This window comes from Amycolatopsis australiensis (assembly GCF_900119165.1).
Classification (GTDB): domain Bacteria; phylum Actinomycetota; class Actinomycetes; order Mycobacteriales; family Pseudonocardiaceae; genus Amycolatopsis; species Amycolatopsis australiensis.
In genome coordinates this window covers 3461635-3477215 of sequence record NZ_FPJG01000006.1, presented here as the reverse complement: position 1 = coordinate 3477215, position 15581 = coordinate 3461635, and the positions used below count along the sequence as shown (strand labels likewise).

The following is a 15581-nucleotide window of genomic DNA, read 5'->3' as shown; positions in this document are numbered from 1 at the left end:
GAAGTTCAGCCGGCCGGCAGGTCACGGCGGCGCACTGCCGCCAGGCCGCCGGCGCCGGCGGCGAGGGCGATCAGCACGAGCCAGATCACCGGCGTCACCGAAAACGTGCCGCCCGGCAGCCGCGCCAGGTGCTGGAACGGCGAGATCCCCAGCACCGCCGCGTTCCACCGCAACGCCGACCCCACGAGCGACAGCAGCAAGAACGCGCCGAGCAGCCCCCAAGCCGCCGCGGCGAAGCGCGGGAGGAACCCGATCAGCGCCGCCGCCAGCCCCGCCGGCACCCACACCGCCGGCAGCTGCGCCAATGCCGCCGGGACGAGCGAAGCGCCGTTCCCGTACGCCAAGCCCGTCGCCAATCCCGTCAGCGCCAGCACGAACGCCGAGCCCAGCGGCGCGAACACGAGGTGCCCGAGCGTCCAGCCCACCCGGCCGACCGCCGTCGCCAGCACCGGTTCCGCGCGGCCCGCCGTCTCTTCGGCACGCAGCTTCAGCGTCGCCTGCACCGCGTATCCCGCCGCCGCGAGGCCGAACAACGTCATGGTCCCGGCCAGATAAGCGTCCGTCATCGTGCCTCCGCCGCCCATGCGGGAGAAGACGTCGGCGACCGTCTTGTTGTTCCGCATTATTTCCGCGACGTTCCGCGCCACCCCGCCCATCAGCAGCCCGACCAGCGCCAGGCAGACGGTCCAGACCACCAGCGTTCCCCGTTGCAGCCGCCAGGCCAGCGCCAGCGGCGAACGCAGCGAAGCCTTCGCGCTCGCCCGCCCGAGCCGGGCGGGCAGCAGTGCCGCGCCGAGGTCACGGCGCCCGGACAGCGCGACCGCCACCGCGGTCAGCAAGCCGGTGCAGGCCAGCGCCGGCACCAGAACCCACCACTGCTCGCCCGCGAACGGCCGCATCCGGTGCGCCCAGCCGATCGGCGACAGCCACGCGAGCCAGCCCGCCGGACCGCTGTCTCCGGCCGCGCGCAGCAGGAACGCCAGGACCAGCACGCCGATGCCGAGCCCGCGCGCCGCGCCCGCGCCCCAGGTGAGCTGCGCGGCGACGGCTCCCACCCCGGCGAACACCCAGCCCGCCAACGCGAATCCGGCCCCGAGCGCGAACGCTCCTGCCGCGGGCGCCCCCTGCGCGGCGACACCGACCGCGACCACCAGGCCGTACACGGTGCACGCGCCGCAGGCCGCGAGAACGGCGGCCGCCAGTCCCGCGTGCCGCCCGACGACCGTCGCGCCGGTCAGCTCCCGGCGGCCGGCCTCCTCCTCGGCCCGCGTGTGCCGGACCACGGTCAGCAGTGCGATCAGCCCGACGACGACCGGGACGAACCCGCACTGCCACGCCAGCAGGTTCCCCACGGACGACCCGTACAGCGGTCCGTTGCGGACGACGAACGTCGCACTCGTCGCGTTGAGGTCGTAGAAGCGCTGCCGGGCCGCGGCGTCCGGGTAGGCGGCCTCGATCGACGAAAGGTAGCCCAGCGGCGCGACGGCGAGGCAGGCGATCCACAGCGGCATGAGCAGCCGGTCGCGGCGCAGCACCAGCCGCAGCAGCGCCCCGGTGCCGGTCATCGCGCCGCTCCGGCCCGCTCGTCGTGCCGGTAGTGGCGCAGGAACAGCTCTTCGAGCGTCGGCGGCCGGCTGACCAGACTGCGCAGCCCGGCTTCGGCGAGGTGCCGCATCACGTCGTCGAGCGAAGACTGGTCGACGGACAGGCGGACGTGCTGCCCGTACGAGCTGAGGTCGTGAACGCCCGGCAGTGCGCCCAGGTCCGCGGGGACGTGCGCGAGCGACGCGTCGATCGTGATCCGGCCCAGGTGACGCAGCTCGTCCAGCGTCCCGGACTCGACGGTCCGCCCCGCCCGGACGATCGTGACGCGGTCGCACAGCGCCTCGACCTCGGACAGGATGTGCGAGGACAGCAGCACGGTCCGGTCGCCGCGCCGCCGCTCCTCCGCGACGACCTGCCGGAAGACCTCCTCCATCAGCGGGTCGAGGCCGGACGTCGGCTCGTCGAAGACCAGCAGCTCCACATCGGACGCGAGCGCCGCGACGAGCGCGACCTTCTGCCGGTTGCCCTTCGAGTACGTCCGGCCCTTCTTGCGCGGGTCGAAGTCGAAGCGCTCGATCAGCTCGTCCCGCCGCCGGCGGTCGAGGCCGCCGCGCAGCCTGCCGAGCAGGTCGACGACCTCGCCGCCGGTGAGGTTGGGCCAGAGCGTGACGTCGCCGGGTACGTACGCGAGCCGCTTGTGCAGCTCGGTCGCGTCGGTCCAGGGGTCGCCGCCGAGGAGGGTGGCGCGGCCGCTGTCGGCCCGCATCAGCCCGAGCAGGACGCGGATCGTGGTGGTCTTGCCGGCGCCGTTGGGCCCGAGGAAGCCGTGCACCTCGCCGGTGTGGACGGTCAGGTCGAGCCCGTCGAGGGCTGTCGTCCGGCCGAACGCCTTGGTGAGGCCGCGCGCGGTGATCGCTTCGGCCATCGTCATTCCTTCCGTTGGTGGGCGGCCAGCGCTTCGCGGGCCTTCTCGAGGACTTCGGGGGTGCCGAGCGGGTGCGTGAAGAGGTGCCCGGCGGCCAGCGACATGCGCAGCATCGCCTCGTGGGTGCCTGGCTCTTCGCCGAGTGCGCGGGCGATGTGGTCCTGCAGGATCATCAGCCCGCCGGTCATCGCGGCGAGCGCGGCGGCACAGGCCCGCGGGTCGGGCAGGTCGATGCCCTGCTCGCGGAAGTAGCGCTCGGTGCCGTCGACGATCCCGGTGAACTGCGTGGCGGCGGCTTCGGAGCCGTCGATCATCGCGCGGCCCAGGTACCGGCGGAACAGCAGCTGGCGGGCGTCGAACGTCGGGAGGAACCCGGGGTTCGCGGCGCCTTTCGCCAGTACCTCCTCCTTGAACTTCAGCAGCTCGGCGAAGACGTAGGTGTCGCAGGCCTCGCGCAGGCCGTCCTTGCTCCCGAAGTGGTGGCGGATCAGGCCGCCGGAAACCCCGGCTTCCCTGGCGATGTCCAGGATCGAGGTCTTCTCCGTGCCGCGTTCGGTGAACAGCCGGATGGCGGCGTCGCGGATCCGCGCCCGGGCGGTGAGGTCTTCGTCGTTCATGACGTTCCTATACGTCGGTGTAGTCGACTACACGTGAATATAGTTAGCTACACATACGTATAGCAAGGCGGCACTTTCACGAGGAAGTTCCATACTGTGTGACGGGCTAACGGGTTAGGCCGTTCGGCTCGCGACCAATTGCGGTCGATGGGCTAATCGTCTTATTGCTGAGGAAGATCCCACCCTGTGTACTGCTCGGATGACAGAGCACAGATCTCGCTGGAGACGGCGGGCCGGGATCACCGTCCTCGCCACCGCGCTCGGCGCCTCGGTCCTCGGCGTCGCCGTCCCCGTGGCTTCGGCCCAGCAGGCGCCGCCGACCACCGGCGCGGCCGACGGCAAGACCCTCGACGAGCACGACCGCGCGCTCGTCGCCGAAGCCGAGAAGGCCGGGAAGCCCGACGTCACCCTGCTGATCGCGGCGGAAAAGGGCCAGACCGGCGCCGCGGTGAACGAGCTCAAGGCCCTCGGCGGGGTCGTCGAGTCCACCGACACCAAGCTCGACTACGTCAAGGTCAGCGTCCCCACCGGCCAGGCCGAGAAGGCCGCGAAGCTCAAGTCGGTCAACGCCGTCGACGTCGACGGCCTCGTCGTGCGCGACGACCCGAAGCCCGACGGCGCGGCCACTCCGCTGCCGCAGCCGGCCCCGGGCAAGGACACCCCGCGCGTCAACCCGTACCTGCCCACCGGCGACACCTACGCCGCGCAGTTCGGGCAGGTCCTGCCGAACTGGGACGGCAAGGACACGACGGTCGCGGTGCTCGACTCCGGCGTCGACCTCGACTCCCCCGCGCTGGCGACCACCAGCCACGGCGAACGCAAGATCGTCGACTGGTACAACGCCAACGCCACCAACTCCGGTGACGGCACCTGGGTCAAGCAGTCCACCCAGACCTACACCGGCGAGTTCACCGCCAACGGCAAGACCTGGAAGGCCCCGGTGACCGGCGGCCCGTACACCTTCGGCGTGTTCGGCGAGACCGCGGGCGACCTGGGCGCCGCGGACAGCGAGACCGGCGGCGACATCAACCGCGACGGCGACCGCGCCGACTCGTGGGGCGTCCTGCTCGACCCGGCGACCAAGGAGGTCCGGGTCGACCTCAACGGCAACGGCGACTTCACCGACGAAAAGCCGATGACCGACTACAACAAGCGCTACGACGTCGGCTACTTCGGCACGGACAACCCGGCGACCGACATCGCCGAGCGGATGGCCTTCGTGGTCCAGACCGACAAGCCGGGCTACGTCGGGATCGGCATCGCCGGCGCCGAGCACGGCTCGCACGTCGCCGGCATCGCGACCGGCAACGACCTGTTCGGCGGCAAGATGGACGGCGCTGCTCCGGGCGCGAAGGTGCTGGCCGTCAAGGTCTGCCTCACCAGCAGCTCGTGCACGTCCAGCGGCCTGATCGACGGTGTCGTGTACGCCGCGAGCCACGGCGCCGACGTCATCAACATCTCGATCGGCGGCCTGCCGGCGCTCAACGACGGCAACAACGCCCGCGCGGAGCTCTACAACCGCACCATCGCCGAGTACAACGTCCAGATCTTCATCTCGGCCGGCAACAGCGGCGCCGGGGCGAACACCGTCGGCGACCCGTCGGTGGCGTCGGACGCGATCTCGGTCGGCTCGTACATCACCAAGGAGACCTGGCTGTCGAACTACGGCTCGGTCACGCGGAACGCCGAGTCGCTGCACCCGTTCTCCTCGCGCGGCCCGCGTGAGGACGGCGGCTTCAAGCCGGACATCATCGCGCCCGGCGCGGCGATCTCCACCACCCCGCGCTGGGAGGCGCCGGGCCCGGTGGCGGGCACGTACGCCCTGCCCGCCGGCTACGCGATGCTGCAGGGCACGTCCATGGCGGCGCCGCAGGCGACCGGCGCGGCGGCACTGCTGGTGAGCGCGTACAAGGCGACGCACAACGGGCAGCGGCCGCCGGTGGCGCAGCTGCGCGCGGCGATCAAGTCCACCGCGCGGTTCGTGCCGGGCATCGGCGCGTACGCCCAGGGTGCCGGCCTGTTCAACGTCCCCGCCGCGTTCGTCGCGCTCTCGCTCAACCCGAAGCCGGACACCGTCTCGACGTCGGTCGAGGTGCACACCGTCCAATCCGGACAGCTGGCCACCCCGAACACGGGCGTGGGCATCCACGACCGCGAGGGCGTGACCACCGGCAAGGCCTACACCCGCACGTACACGATCACCCGGACCACGGGTTCGGCGCACCCGGTGCCGTACTTCGCGCGGTGGATCGGCGACGACGGGACGTTCTCCTCGGGGTCCACGGTGGTCCTGCCGCTGAACACCCCGGTGAAGTTCGACGTCAAGGTGAACCCGAAGAACGCCGGTGTCCACTCGGCACTGCTGTACCTGGACAACCCGCTGACCGTGGGTATCGACGTGCAGACCCTCAACACGGTCTTCGCGCCGCAGGAGTTCACCGCGGACCGGGGGTACCGGATCGACGTGGCCGGCAAGATCGCCCGCAACCAGGCGACCAGCTACTTCGTGCGGGTGCCGCAGGGCGCCAGCGCGCTGAAGGTGGACCTGGACGCCGGCGGCGGCGCCCCGGGCAAGGGCCAGGTCCGGTTCCTGCGCTACGACCCGACCGGTGTCCCGGCCGAGGCGAGCACGTCGACGACGTACTGCTACCTGCCCGACGCGGGCGCGGGCTGCCCCGGCGGCACGCCGACCAGCCGCACCTTCGCCAACCCGCTGCCGGGTGTGTGGGAGATCGTCGTGGAAGCGCGCCGGACGTCCGATGTGGACGAAGCGGCGTTCAAGCTGTCGGCTTCGGTGCTGGGGACGACGATTTCGCCGAACCCGGACACGATCGCGTCGGCCACGCCGAACACGCCGATCGCGCGGTCCTACACGGTGCAGAACACGCTGAGCGGGTTCACCGGCAAGCTGACCGGCACCACGCTGGGCAGCGCGAAGACGCAGCGGCCGTCGATCGCCGAAGGCAAGCAGCAGCAGTACCAGATCGCGGTGACACCGGGTTCCACGGCGCTGACCGTGACGATCGGGAACCCCTCGGTCGGCGGCACCGACCTCGACCTGGTGCTCTACAACTGCACGACGGGTTCCTGCGTCCAGGCGGGGATCAGCGCGGACGGTGACTCGGAGGAGTCGGTGACCGTGCCGAACCCGGCCGCCGGGGTGTGGGTCGCGCTCGTCGACGGGTACGCCGTGCCCGGCGGCACCACCGACTACGACTACCTCGACGTGTTCACGAACCCGGCGTTCGGCTCGGTCGCGGTGACCGACGCGAACGCGGCACGCGCGTCGGGCAGCTCGTGGACGGTGCCGGCGACGGTGACCGCCACGGCCGCGCCCGCCGCGGGCCGGACCCTGCGCGGTCAGCTGACCGTGCGGACCGACACCGGCGTCACGGTCGGCACCTCGCTGGTGCAGATCAACGCGGTGAGCTAGCGAAAGTCCGGGAATGCCACATTGCCGGGCCGGTACCCGGCAATGTGGCATTCCCGGCGTTCAGGCTTCCTGGGCCCGGGTGACGAACGATGCCGGGTCGGCCAGCACGCGGTGCACCACCCGGCCCGCCGCGCCCAGGGTCGCCGCGTCGCCGCCGAGGCGGGACGCCGTCAGCACCGGGGGCGCACCGCGGAGCAGGCCCAGCCGCGCGTTCAGCACTTCGGCCACCGGCCCGGACAGCCACGGGTACAGCTGCGTGAACACCCCGCCCAGCACGATGCGGTCGAGGTCCAGCAGGTTCACCGCCGACGTCAGCGCGACGCCGAGGGCCTGCCCCGCCGCCTTGCACGCCGCCAGGGCCGCCGCGTCACCGCGCTCCAGCGCCGTCACCAAGTCGGGCAGCGCCGGGACTCCGCCCGCGGCCAGCAGGGCTTCCTGTCCGGCAAAGGTTTCCAGGCAGCCGTGGCCACCGCACCGGCACACCGGGCCCTGCGGCGCCACGACGACGTGGCCCAGCTCGCCGGCCAGCCCGGTCGCGCCGGAGAACAGCGTCCCGTTCACGACCAGGCCCGCGCCGATGCCGATTTCGCCGGAGACGTAGAGGAAGTCGCGCTCGCCGCCGCCGTACCAGAATTCGCCCAGCGCCGCGAGGTTCGCCTCGTTGTCCAGCTCGACCGGGACGGGCAGGCGGAGCAGTTCGGCCGGGCGGACGTCGTGCCAGCCGAGGTTGGGGGCGCTGAACAGGACGCCGTCGCCGACCGGGCCGGACACCGCGAGCACCGCGCCCGCCACCTCCAGCCCGACCCGGTGGGTCTCGGCGAGGGCCTCGGTCGCCAGCGCCTGCAGCTCGGTCAGCACCTTCTTCGGCCGTGAACCGCGGTTGTCGCGTTCGCGGCGCGCGGCGAACCGGACGCCGCCGGTGAGGTCGAGCACGCGGGCGGCGAGGTAGTCGACGTTGATCTCCAGCCCCAGCGACGCCACCCGCGCGCCGCTGAGCACGACCTCCACCCCCGGCCGCCCCCGCTCGCCGACGCGCGCCGGCCCGGTCTCGGCGAGCAGTCCCGCGTCCACCAGGTCGCCGACGAGCTTGCTCACCGTGGACTTCGTCAGCCCGGTGACTTCGGCGAGCGCGGCGCGGGTCAGCGGGCCGCCGCGGCTGACGGCACCCAGCACGACCTCGAGGTTGCGGGCGCGCATCACGTCGTGCCGCACGGCCTGCGTCATCGGTTCCTCCTCGGACGCACTCTAACCGGCCTCTTGACGCCCGGGACCGCCGCGGCGCATATTTAGTCTACAACGTGAACTAAATGAAGGGACAGTCATGAGCGACTACGCTCCCCAGCCGGCCGACAAGTTCACCTTCGGCCTCTGGACCGTGGGCTGGCCGGCCAACGACCCGTTCGGGGTCGCGACGCGGCCGCCGCTCGACCCGGTGGAGACCGTCCACCGGCTCGCGGAGCTGGGCGCCTACGGCGTGACCTTCCACGACGACGACCTGCTCGTCACCGAGCCCGACCGCGACAAGGCGATCGAGCGGTTCAAGAAGGCGCTGGCCGAGACGGGGCTGCGCGTCCCGATGGCGACCACGAACCTGTTCGCCCATCCGGTGTTCAAGGACGGCGGCCTGACCAGCAACGACCGCGACATCCGGCGGTACGCGCTGCGGAAGGTGCGCCGCAACCTGGACCTGGCGGCCGAGCTGGGCGCGGAGACGTACGTCGTCTGGGGCGGCCGCGAAGGCGCCGAGTCCGACGCCGCCAAGGACGTCCGGGCGGCACTGGCCCGCTACAAGGAGGGCCTCGACCTCCTGGCCGACTACGTCGTCGAGAAGGGCTACTCGCTGCGGTTCGCCCTGGAGCCGAAGCCGAACGAGCCGCGCGGCGACATCCTGCTGCCGACGATCGGGCACGCGCTCGGCTTCATCTCCCAGCTCGCGCGGCCGGAGATGTTCGGGCTGAACCCGGAGGTCGGGCACGAGCAGATGGCCGGGCTCAACTTCGTGCACGGCATCGCGCAGGCGCTGTGGCAGGGCAAGCTGTTCCACATCGACCTCAACGGCCAGCACGGCCCGAAGTACGACCAGGACCTGATCTTCGGCCACGGCGACGTGAAGAGCGCGTTCTTCCTGGTCGACTTGCTGGAGAACGGCGGCTACGACGGCCCGCGGCACTTCGACTACAAGCCGCTGCGCACCGAGGACCCCGAGGACGTGTGGGTCTCGGCGGCGGCGAACATGCGGACGTACCTGATCCTCAAGGAGAAGTCGGCGAAGTTCCGTTCGGACCCGGAGGTCGCGGAGGCGCTGGCGGCGTCGCGGGTCCCGGACCTCTCGACGCCGACGCTGGCCCCGGGCGAGTCGTTCGACGACCTGCTCGCGGACGAGTTCGACCTCGACGCGGCGGCCCGGCGCGGGTACCACTTCACCCGGCTCAACCAGCTGGCGCTGGAGCACCTGCTCGGCGTCCGCTGACCGGGCGTGAAGGCCACCTCGACGTCGCCGAGGTGGCCTTCACTGCCCCGGTGTCGTTGCGGCGTAACGGATTCCGCCGAGCAACAGCGCGCGGAACGCCGGATCCGCGTAGGACTCCGCCGGGTGGCCGAGCCCGGTGTAGAACGCCCGGCCGTCGCCCTGCGGGTGGCACCACGTGATCGGGTGGTCGGCGCCCATCTCGCCGCCGGCGTAGCCGGACTCGTCCACCGTCTGCAGCACCCGGACGCTGCCCCGCGGGTTGGTGCGGAAGTCGTACAGCTCGTCGGTGCGCGGCCACACTTCCGGCAGGTGCGCGGTGGCCGGGTGCGTCCGGTCTTCCGTCACGACGTTCGCCGCCTGGATCTCCGGGTGGCTCCTGAACCGGGCCCCGACCAGCTCGCCGTACCAGGGCCAGCCGTACTCCGTGGCCGCGGCCGCGTGGATGCCGGCGTAGCCACCACCACTCTCCACATAGGACTCGAACGCCGTCCGCTGCGCCGCGTCGAAGACGTCACCGCTCGTCGACAGGAACACCACCACCCGGTACGCGGCCAGCGACTCGGCCGTGAACACCGACGCGTCCTCCGTCGCCGTGACAGCGAAGCCGTTCGCCGCCCCCAGCTCCCGGATGGCCCGGATTCCGGCCGGGATCGACTCGTGCCGGTAGCCCGTGGTTTTCGAGAACACCAGGACCGCTGAGGACGTCGACATGGCGTCAGGCTAACGCCGGAGCGAGCGTCAGGCCGAGGGCACGGCTGGGAACGTCAACGTGCCGAGCGCGGCGACGAGCGGCGCGAGTTCCGGCAGCGCCTCCGCTTCCTTCAGCGCCTCCGCCAGCGCCGTGTCGTGGGTCGGCCGTGCCGCGGTGAGCAGCGCCTGGCCCGCCGGCGTCACCTCCGTGTAGATGCCGCGGCGGTCGTCCGCGCAGAGGTAGCGGGCCAGCAGCCCGCGGCCCTCCAGCCGCGTGACCAGGCGGGTGGTCGCCGACTGGCTGAGCACCACCGCGTTGGCGAGCTGGTTCATCCGCAGGTGGAAGCCGTCCTGGCGGGCCAGCGCGTCGAGCACGGTGTACTCGCTCACCGACAGCTCGTGGTCGCGTTCGAGCGCGCGCTGCAGCTTGTCCTCGATCCGCGCGTGCAACGCGGCCAGCGTGCGCCAGCCCTGAGCGCGGGCTTCGACGGCGTCGTCGTCCAGTGACACGGTTCACCTCTCCCCGGCTTGCGCGCACTCCCTTGCACGCTGCACCATCAAGCTTGTGCAATATACGGCGTCTGCAACTATCTTGGACGCTTGTAATTGCCGACGCTCTAAGTCTACCTCCGGAAGAAGGAAGCCCATGCCCGCCGCTCTGCTCGCACTGGCGATCAGCGCTTTCGGGATCGGCACCACCGAGTTCGTGATCATGGGCCTGCTGCCCGAGATCGCTGACGGCTTCGGTGTCTCGATCCCGTCCGCAGGCCTGCTCATCTCGGGCTACGCGCTCGGCGTCGTCGTCGGTGCTCCCCTGCTCACCGCGCTGGCCTCGCGGGTGCCGCGCAAGACCGTGCTGGTCGCCCTCATGGGCCTGTTCATCGCGGGCAACGTGCTCTCCGCGGTGGCCCCGGGTTACGGCCTGCTGATGACCGGCCGGGTCGTCGCGGCGCTCAGCCACGGCGCGTTCTTCGGCGTCGGCTCGGTCGTCGCCGCGGCCCTGGTCGCCCCGGCCAAGCAGGCCGGCGCGATCGCGCTCATGTTCACCGGCCTGACCGTGGCCAACGTGCTCGGCGTGCCCGCCGGCACCGCGCTCGGCCAGGCCTTCGGCTGGCGCTCGACGTTCTGGGTGGTCAGCGCGCTCGGCGTCGCGGGCGCGATCGGCATCCTCGCGCTCGTGCCGCACCAGGAGCCGGCCCCGGGCGCGGGCCTGCGCGGCGAGCTCGCCGTGTTCCGCCGCCCGCAGGTGTGGCTCGCGCTGGCCATGACGGCGCTGGGCTTCGCCGGCGTGTTCGCGTCCTTCACCTACATCGCCCCGATGATGACCGAGGTCGCGGGCTTCTCCGGCGGCGCCGTCACGTGGCTGCTCGTGCTGTTCGGCGGTGGCCTGTTCGTGGGCAACCTGCTCGGCGGGAAGGCCGCGGACCGCAAGCTCATGCCGAGCCTCTACGTCATCCTCGCCGCGCTCGCGATCGTGCTGGTGGCGTTCGTGTTCACCGCGCACGCGAAGGTGCCGGCGGCGATCACCATCGCGCTGTTCGGCGCCGCGGGTTTCGCGACCGTGCCGCCGCTGCAGGCGCGTGTCATGGCCAAGGCCGAGGGCGCGCCGGCGCTGGCGTCGGCAGCCAACATCGCCGCGTTCAACCTCGGCAACGCCGGCGGCGCGTGGCTCGGCGGCCAGGCCGTCGACGCCGGCCTCGGCTACACCGCCCCCAGCTGGATCGGCGCCGTGCTCGCCGCGGCGGGCCTCGCCGTGGCGGTCGTCTCCGGTCTGCTCGACCGCAGGACCCCGGCTAGTTTCGACGCCGGGGAACGGGTACTCGCCCGATGAACCACCCACCGAAAGGAACCCTCGTGACCAGCGTGCCCGTGATCGAACTCAACAACGGCGTGCGGATGCCGCAACTCGGCTATGGCGTGTTCCAGATCCCGGACGACGAGACCGCCACCGCCGTGAAGGCCGCCCTCGACGCGGGCTACCGCAGCATCGACACCGCCGCCCTCTACGGCAACGAAAAGGGCGTCGGCCAGGCGATCGCCGAGTCCGGGATCGCCCGCGACGAGCTGTTCGTCACCACCAAGCTGTGGAACTCGGCGCAGGGCTACGACTCGGCGCTGAAGGCTTTCGACGCCAGCATGGCGAAGCTCGGCCTGGAGCAGCTGGACCTGTACCTGATCCACTGGCCGACCCCGGAGCGCGACCGCTACCTCGACACGTGGAAGGCGTTCGAGAAGCTGTACGCCGACGGCCGGGTCCGCGCGATCGGCGTGTCCAACTTCCAGCCCGCGCACCTCACCCGCCTGATGGACGCCTCGGACGTCGTCCCGGCGGTCAACCAGATCGAGCTGCACCCGTACCTGCAGCAGCAGGAGGTCCGGGAGTTCGACGCGAAGCACGGCATCGCGACGGAGGCGTGGAGCCCGCTGGCCAAGGGCGGCAGCCTCCTGGGCGACCCGGTGGTCGCGGACCTGGCGGTGAAGCACAGCCGCACGCCGGCGCAGATCGTGCTGCGCTGGCACCTGCAGCTGGGCAACGTCGTGATCCCGAAGTCGGTGACGCCGTCGCGGATCGAAGAGAACTTCGACCTCTTCGATTTCACTCTTTCGGAGGAGGAGATGGAGTCGCTGACGCCGCTCGACCGCGGCGAGCGCACCGGCCCGGACCCGGACACCTTCAACGCCGCCTGACCCGTCGTGCCGCCATGTTCACGGACGCAGTGTCCGTGAACATGGCATTCACGGCTTGCGGCCCACTCCGCCCAGTGTCAGGAAGTTCAGCTCGCTCAGCGGGTGCAGCCGCGGGCCGTCGGGCCACCATTCGTGCAGGTAGACCAGCCCCGGCCGGAGCAGATCCGTCCCCTCGAAGAACCCCGCGATCTGCTCCCGCGTGCGGTGGACGCTGCCCAGGCCGGTGCCCTGGAAGCTGGTCTCCAGCAGCCGCGCCAGCTCCTGGCGCGGCGAGTCCTCTTCCGGGTCGAAGTGGTGCGTGAGCAGCAGGTACGACCCGGGCGCGAGCGCGGCCACGTACTCCCCGACGATCGACTTCGCGCGCTCGTAGTCGTCGATGTGGTGGATGATCGACGTCAGGATGAGCGCGACCGGCCGGGTGAAGTCCAGGTACTCCTTGACGACGTCGTCGGCCAGCGTCTCCGCCGGCCGGGTCAGGTCCGCGCCCGTCACGTGGGTCAGGTAGTTCTCTTCGAGCAGCGCCCGGCCGTGCACCTGCACCAGCGGGTCGTTGTCGACGTACACCACCTGCGCGTCCGGGTTGTACCGCTGGGCCACCTCGTGGGTGTTCTCGGCGGTCGGCATGCCGGAGCCGAGGTCGAGGAACTGGTCGATGCCGCGTTTCCCGGCGAGGAACCGGACCGCGCGGACCAGCCAGTCGCGGTGCTCCTTCGCCATCGCGCGCGCCCCGGGCGCGATGGCCAGCAGCCGCCGCATCGCTTCGCGGTCGGCTTCGTAGTTGTCGTGCCCGCCCAGCAGCGCGTCGGACAGCCGGGCCAGGCTCGCCTTGGAGAAATCGAGGGACGCGGAGCCGCCCTCGGTTCCGGACCTCAGGTCGCCAGGCGTCATCGACTGTTCTCCCTCGTCTGTGGCGCCGGCCCCTGCCCCGGGCCCGGCCACCGTGTCCGGCAACGGACAGTGCACAGACTACGACATGCCGTTCACCAAGTGAACCGGGCACAAGGGCCTTGCCTGCCTGCGATTACGCCCCGAACCGGACCTCCCGCCAGGTGCGCCCGTCATCGGTCGTGCGGTAGACGGCGGAGCCGCCGTCGGCGTCCGGCCTGCCGTCGACGACCACCCCGGTGCCGCCGCCGGGAAAGTCCAGATCGGTGAGGCTGAGCCCGCGGTCGGACAGCACGGTCGTGGTCCAGGTGCGCCCGCCGTCGGCGGTGCGGTGCAGGAACCCGGAGCCGCCCCCCTCGGCGGCGACCGTGGCCGAGGACGGCGAGGCCGCGGCGAAGCCCTGCGTGATCCCGGCGGCCGGAGCAGCGTCACCGCCGCTGAACACCCCGCCGAGCGACGGCGCGTGCCGCAGGCTCCGCGCGGTCGACCCGGGCTGCGGTGACCCGGGACTGCTGCCGCAGAGCGCGACGACCTGCCGGTCGCGGACGCCGGCGAGCGAGGCGACGGTGCCGGGCGGGCAGGGCGGATCGGCGGGGGTGAAGCGGACGCCGTCACGCGAGGTCCAGTACCGCTCGGTGCCGTAGTCGGCGCCGAGCGAGACCTGCACCCCGCCCCCGGTGGCGACGTCGCCGTAGGTGATGCCGCCGGTGACGGCGAACCCGGGCACGGGCGCGAGCACCGGCACCCCGGCGGCGGCCGAGTACAGCAGCGTCGAGCCACGGCCGTCACCGAAGGTGGTCAGGACGGCGAACACCCGGCCCCCGGCTTCGGCGACCTTCGCGAGGTAGTACGGCTCGCGGGCACCGAGCAGGCCGAGCGGGTGCCAGCTGACGCCGCTGTCGCGCGTGGCGAGGAGGTGGACGCCGTCGCTGACGTAGGCGACGCGATCGCTGATGACGGTGAGCGCGACGTGGTTGTGGTTGTCGGGCAGGGCCATCGGCGGCGCGCCGAGCCGCCGCCAGTGGCGGCCACCGTCGGCGGTGGCCAGCAGCGCGGGGCACCAGGAGTTCGCGCAGGGCACGTAGCCGAGGACGTAGCCGGCGGCGGGACCGGTCCAGCTCGTGGAGGCGGGCCGGAACCCGGGAGGGACAGCGGGGTCTGCGGCGGCGGGGGCGGCGAAGCCGGTGAGGAGGGTGAGGAGGGAGACCAGCAGCGCGGTTCTCATGGTCACGGGGACGTGCCGGGCGGGAACGGGTTGCCCGGCGGGCGGCAGGTTCCGCCACGCGGATCAGCCCGCCGCGACCAGCCCGGCGATCCCGCGCCACGCGCGGTCACGGAAGCCCCTCCGCGTAGCTCGCCAGCAGCCGCAGGAGATCGGCGCCCGCTGCCAGGTCGCCCAGCACGATGATCTTCATCGTCGACCGCTCCTTGTCGTGGACCGTCTCCACGCGCAGATGCCGGTCGCCGCGCGGGCCCTGCACCGACGCCATCACCAGCGTGGCGATCCGGTCCGCCGTCGCGCGGTCCACGCCGCCGATCTCGACCACGCCCGACAGCTCCGCCGCGGACCGGGCCGGGCGCGGGTCGGATACCGGCAACCCCGTGAACGCTTCGAGGTCCTCGGCCGTGATGCGGTACTGCTTGCCGATCCGGACCGCCTTCAGCCGCCCGTCGCGCACGTAGTTGCGGACCGTCCGGACGTGCAGGCCCAGCTTCGCGGCCACCTGCTCGACCGAGAACACCTCCTGCGCCATATTCCTCCTCTGATACCGCAAAATACCCTATCACGGCGAATCAGAGAGCATTTTCCGGAAGTTGCGGTTCGCTTGCCCGAGCGACGGGTATTCCCGGGTGTTGGTCCCGCAGCCGATACGCCCACATCGGACAGCCGAAAGGACGGCCACGACGATGCCGTATCCCCCACCCCAGGAACCGTACGAACCGCCGTACGAGCCCGCGCCCGCCGAAGAAGTCGTGGAGCGCACCCACCCGCGCATCCGGTTCGTGCGCACGCTCAACGCCATCATCCACCTCGTGTGCGCGTTGTTCGCCCTGGTCCTGGCCGTGCACATCGTGCTGGTGCTGGGCGAAGCGAACTCGGCGAACGGCTTCGCGCACCTCATCACCGAATGGTCGTCCGGCGTCTCGCTCGGCCTGCGCAACCTCTTCACGCCCGATTCCGAGAAGCTGCGGACCTTCCTCAACGACGGTCTCGCCGCGGTGATCTGGCTGTTCATCGGCGCGCTGCTGACCGACGTCATCACCCGGATCGGCGTGCCGGGCCCCAAGCGCGTCTGGTACCGCCGCAGCTACCGCTGACCACGCACG

Annotated in this window: 14 protein-coding genes; 5 read left to right on the top strand and 9 right to left on the bottom strand. The window is 71.7% G+C overall.

The window, feature by feature from the left end; all coding sequences use genetic code 11:
* Positions 1-5: 5 nt before the first annotated feature.
* From BT341_RS17885 to BT341_RS17875, 3 genes are read right to left on the bottom strand one after another with little or no spacing between them, the layout of a single operon-like run.
* Entirely contained in the window at positions 6-1565 is a 1560-nt protein-coding gene (locus BT341_RS17885) for an ABC transporter permease (RefSeq protein WP_072477387.1), read from the bottom strand.
* Entirely contained in the window at positions 1562-2470 is a 909-nt protein-coding gene (locus tag BT341_RS17880; protein ID WP_177328838.1) for an ABC transporter ATP-binding protein, read from the bottom strand. Before BT341_RS17880 ends, BT341_RS17885 begins: the two co-directional genes overlap by 4 nt.
* Before the next feature lie 2 nt (positions 2471-2472).
* Positions 2473-3087, bottom strand: coding sequence for a TetR/AcrR family transcriptional regulator (locus tag BT341_RS17875; protein ID WP_072477385.1), 615 nt, complete (start codon positions 3085-3087; stop codon positions 2473-2475).
* 199 nt (positions 3088-3286) lie between these two features.
* Between BT341_RS17875 and BT341_RS17870 the strand changes: the two genes are divergently transcribed.
* Positions 3287-6520, top strand: a complete 3234-nt coding sequence (locus tag BT341_RS17870; RefSeq protein ID WP_072477384.1) for a S8 family serine peptidase — start codon at positions 3287-3289, stop codon at positions 6518-6520.
* A gap of 60 nt (positions 6521-6580) precedes the next feature.
* On the opposite strand, the gene BT341_RS17865 is transcribed toward BT341_RS17870, so the two are convergent.
* Positions 6581-7744 carry an ROK family transcriptional regulator gene (locus BT341_RS17865; protein ID WP_072477383.1) on the bottom strand — a complete coding sequence of 388 codons (1164 nt, stop codon included), beginning with the start codon at positions 7742-7744 and terminating at the stop codon, positions 6581-6583.
* A gap of 97 nt (positions 7745-7841) precedes the next feature.
* On the opposite strand from BT341_RS17865, the gene xylA reads away from it, so the two are divergent.
* The gene (gene xylA / locus BT341_RS17860) at positions 7842-8990 is read left to right on the top strand and encodes a xylose isomerase (protein WP_072477382.1); all 1149 of its coding nucleotides are present in this window, start codon (positions 7842-7844) and stop codon (positions 8988-8990) included.
* 39 nt (positions 8991-9029) lie between these two features.
* On the opposite strand, the gene BT341_RS17855 is transcribed toward xylA, so the two are convergent.
* Complete coding sequence (locus tag BT341_RS17855) at positions 9030-9701, bottom strand: ThuA domain-containing protein (RefSeq protein WP_072477381.1); 672 nt, start codon at positions 9699-9701, stop codon at positions 9030-9032.
* Positions 9702-9728: 27 nt separating this feature from the next.
* The gene (locus BT341_RS17850; RefSeq protein ID WP_072477380.1) at positions 9729-10190 is read right to left on the bottom strand and encodes a MarR family winged helix-turn-helix transcriptional regulator; all 462 of its coding nucleotides are present in this window, start codon (positions 10188-10190) and stop codon (positions 9729-9731) included.
* Positions 10191-10326: 136 nt separating this feature from the next.
* Between BT341_RS17850 and BT341_RS17845 the strand changes: the two genes are divergently transcribed.
* Positions 10327-11511, top strand: coding sequence for an MFS transporter (locus tag BT341_RS17845; RefSeq protein WP_072477379.1), 1185 nt, complete (start codon positions 10327-10329; stop codon positions 11509-11511).
* Positions 11512-11534: 23 nt separating this feature from the next.
* Entirely contained in the window at positions 11535-12368 is an 834-nt protein-coding gene (locus tag BT341_RS17840) for an aldo/keto reductase (protein WP_072477378.1), read from the top strand.
* A 48-nt stretch (positions 12369-12416) separates the two neighbouring features.
* On the opposite strand, the gene BT341_RS17835 is transcribed toward BT341_RS17840, so the two are convergent.
* From BT341_RS17835 to BT341_RS17825, 3 genes are all read right to left on the bottom strand, one after another.
* Complete coding sequence (locus tag BT341_RS17835; protein WP_072477377.1) at positions 12417-13256, bottom strand: SAM-dependent methyltransferase; 840 nt, start codon at positions 13254-13256, stop codon at positions 12417-12419.
* A 133-nt stretch (positions 13257-13389) separates the two neighbouring features.
* Entirely contained in the window at positions 13390-14478 is a 1089-nt protein-coding gene (locus BT341_RS17830; protein WP_072477376.1) for a sialidase family protein, read from the bottom strand.
* A gap of 106 nt (positions 14479-14584) precedes the next feature.
* Positions 14585-15007, bottom strand: coding sequence for a helix-turn-helix domain-containing protein (locus BT341_RS17825; RefSeq protein WP_072477375.1), 423 nt, complete (start codon positions 15005-15007; stop codon positions 14585-14587).
* Between the two features lie 154 nt (positions 15008-15161).
* Here BT341_RS17825 and BT341_RS17820 point away from each other — a divergent pair, with 154 nt between their 5' ends.
* Positions 15162-15572 carry a hypothetical protein gene (locus BT341_RS17820; protein ID WP_072477374.1) on the top strand — a complete coding sequence of 137 codons (411 nt, stop codon included), beginning with the start codon at positions 15162-15164 and terminating at the stop codon, positions 15570-15572.
* The last annotated feature ends 9 nt before the right edge of the window (positions 15573-15581 follow it).

Excerpts from the sequence above, each read along its gene's own strand:
- BT341_RS17885 (WP_072477387.1), bottom strand. The coding sequence starts at position 1,565 with ATGACCGGCACCGGGGCGCTGCTGCGGCTGGTGCTGCGCCGCGACCGG.
- BT341_RS17865 (WP_072477383.1), bottom strand. The coding sequence starts at position 7,744 with ATGACGCAGGCCGTGCGGCACGACGTGATGCGCGCCCGCAACCTCGAG.
- BT341_RS17825 (WP_072477375.1), bottom strand. The coding sequence starts at position 15,007 with ATGGCGCAGGAGGTGTTCTCGGTCGAGCAGGTGGCCGCGAAGCTGGGC.
- BT341_RS17880 (WP_177328838.1), bottom strand. The coding sequence starts at position 2,470 with ATGGCCGAAGCGATCACCGCGCGCGGCCTCACCAAGGCGTTCGGCCGG.
- BT341_RS17855 (WP_072477381.1), bottom strand. The coding sequence starts at position 9,701 with ATGTCGACGTCCTCAGCGGTCCTGGTGTTCTCGAAAACCACGGGCTAC.
- BT341_RS17830 (WP_072477376.1), bottom strand. The coding sequence starts at position 14,478 with ATGAGAACCGCGCTGCTGGTCTCCCTCCTCACCCTCCTCACCGGCTTC.
- xylA (WP_072477382.1), top strand. The coding sequence starts at position 7,842 with ATGAGCGACTACGCTCCCCAGCCGGCCGACAAGTTCACCTTCGGCCTC.
- BT341_RS17835 (WP_072477377.1), bottom strand. The coding sequence starts at position 13,256 with ATGACGCCTGGCGACCTGAGGTCCGGAACCGAGGGCGGCTCCGCGTCC.
- BT341_RS17820 (WP_072477374.1), top strand. The coding sequence starts at position 15,162 with ATGCCGTATCCCCCACCCCAGGAACCGTACGAACCGCCGTACGAGCCC.
- BT341_RS17845 (WP_072477379.1), top strand. The coding sequence starts at position 10,327 with ATGCCCGCCGCTCTGCTCGCACTGGCGATCAGCGCTTTCGGGATCGGC.
- BT341_RS17875 (WP_072477385.1), bottom strand. The coding sequence starts at position 3,087 with ATGAACGACGAAGACCTCACCGCCCGGGCGCGGATCCGCGACGCCGCC.
- BT341_RS17870 (WP_072477384.1), top strand. The coding sequence starts at position 3,287 with ATGACAGAGCACAGATCTCGCTGGAGACGGCGGGCCGGGATCACCGTC.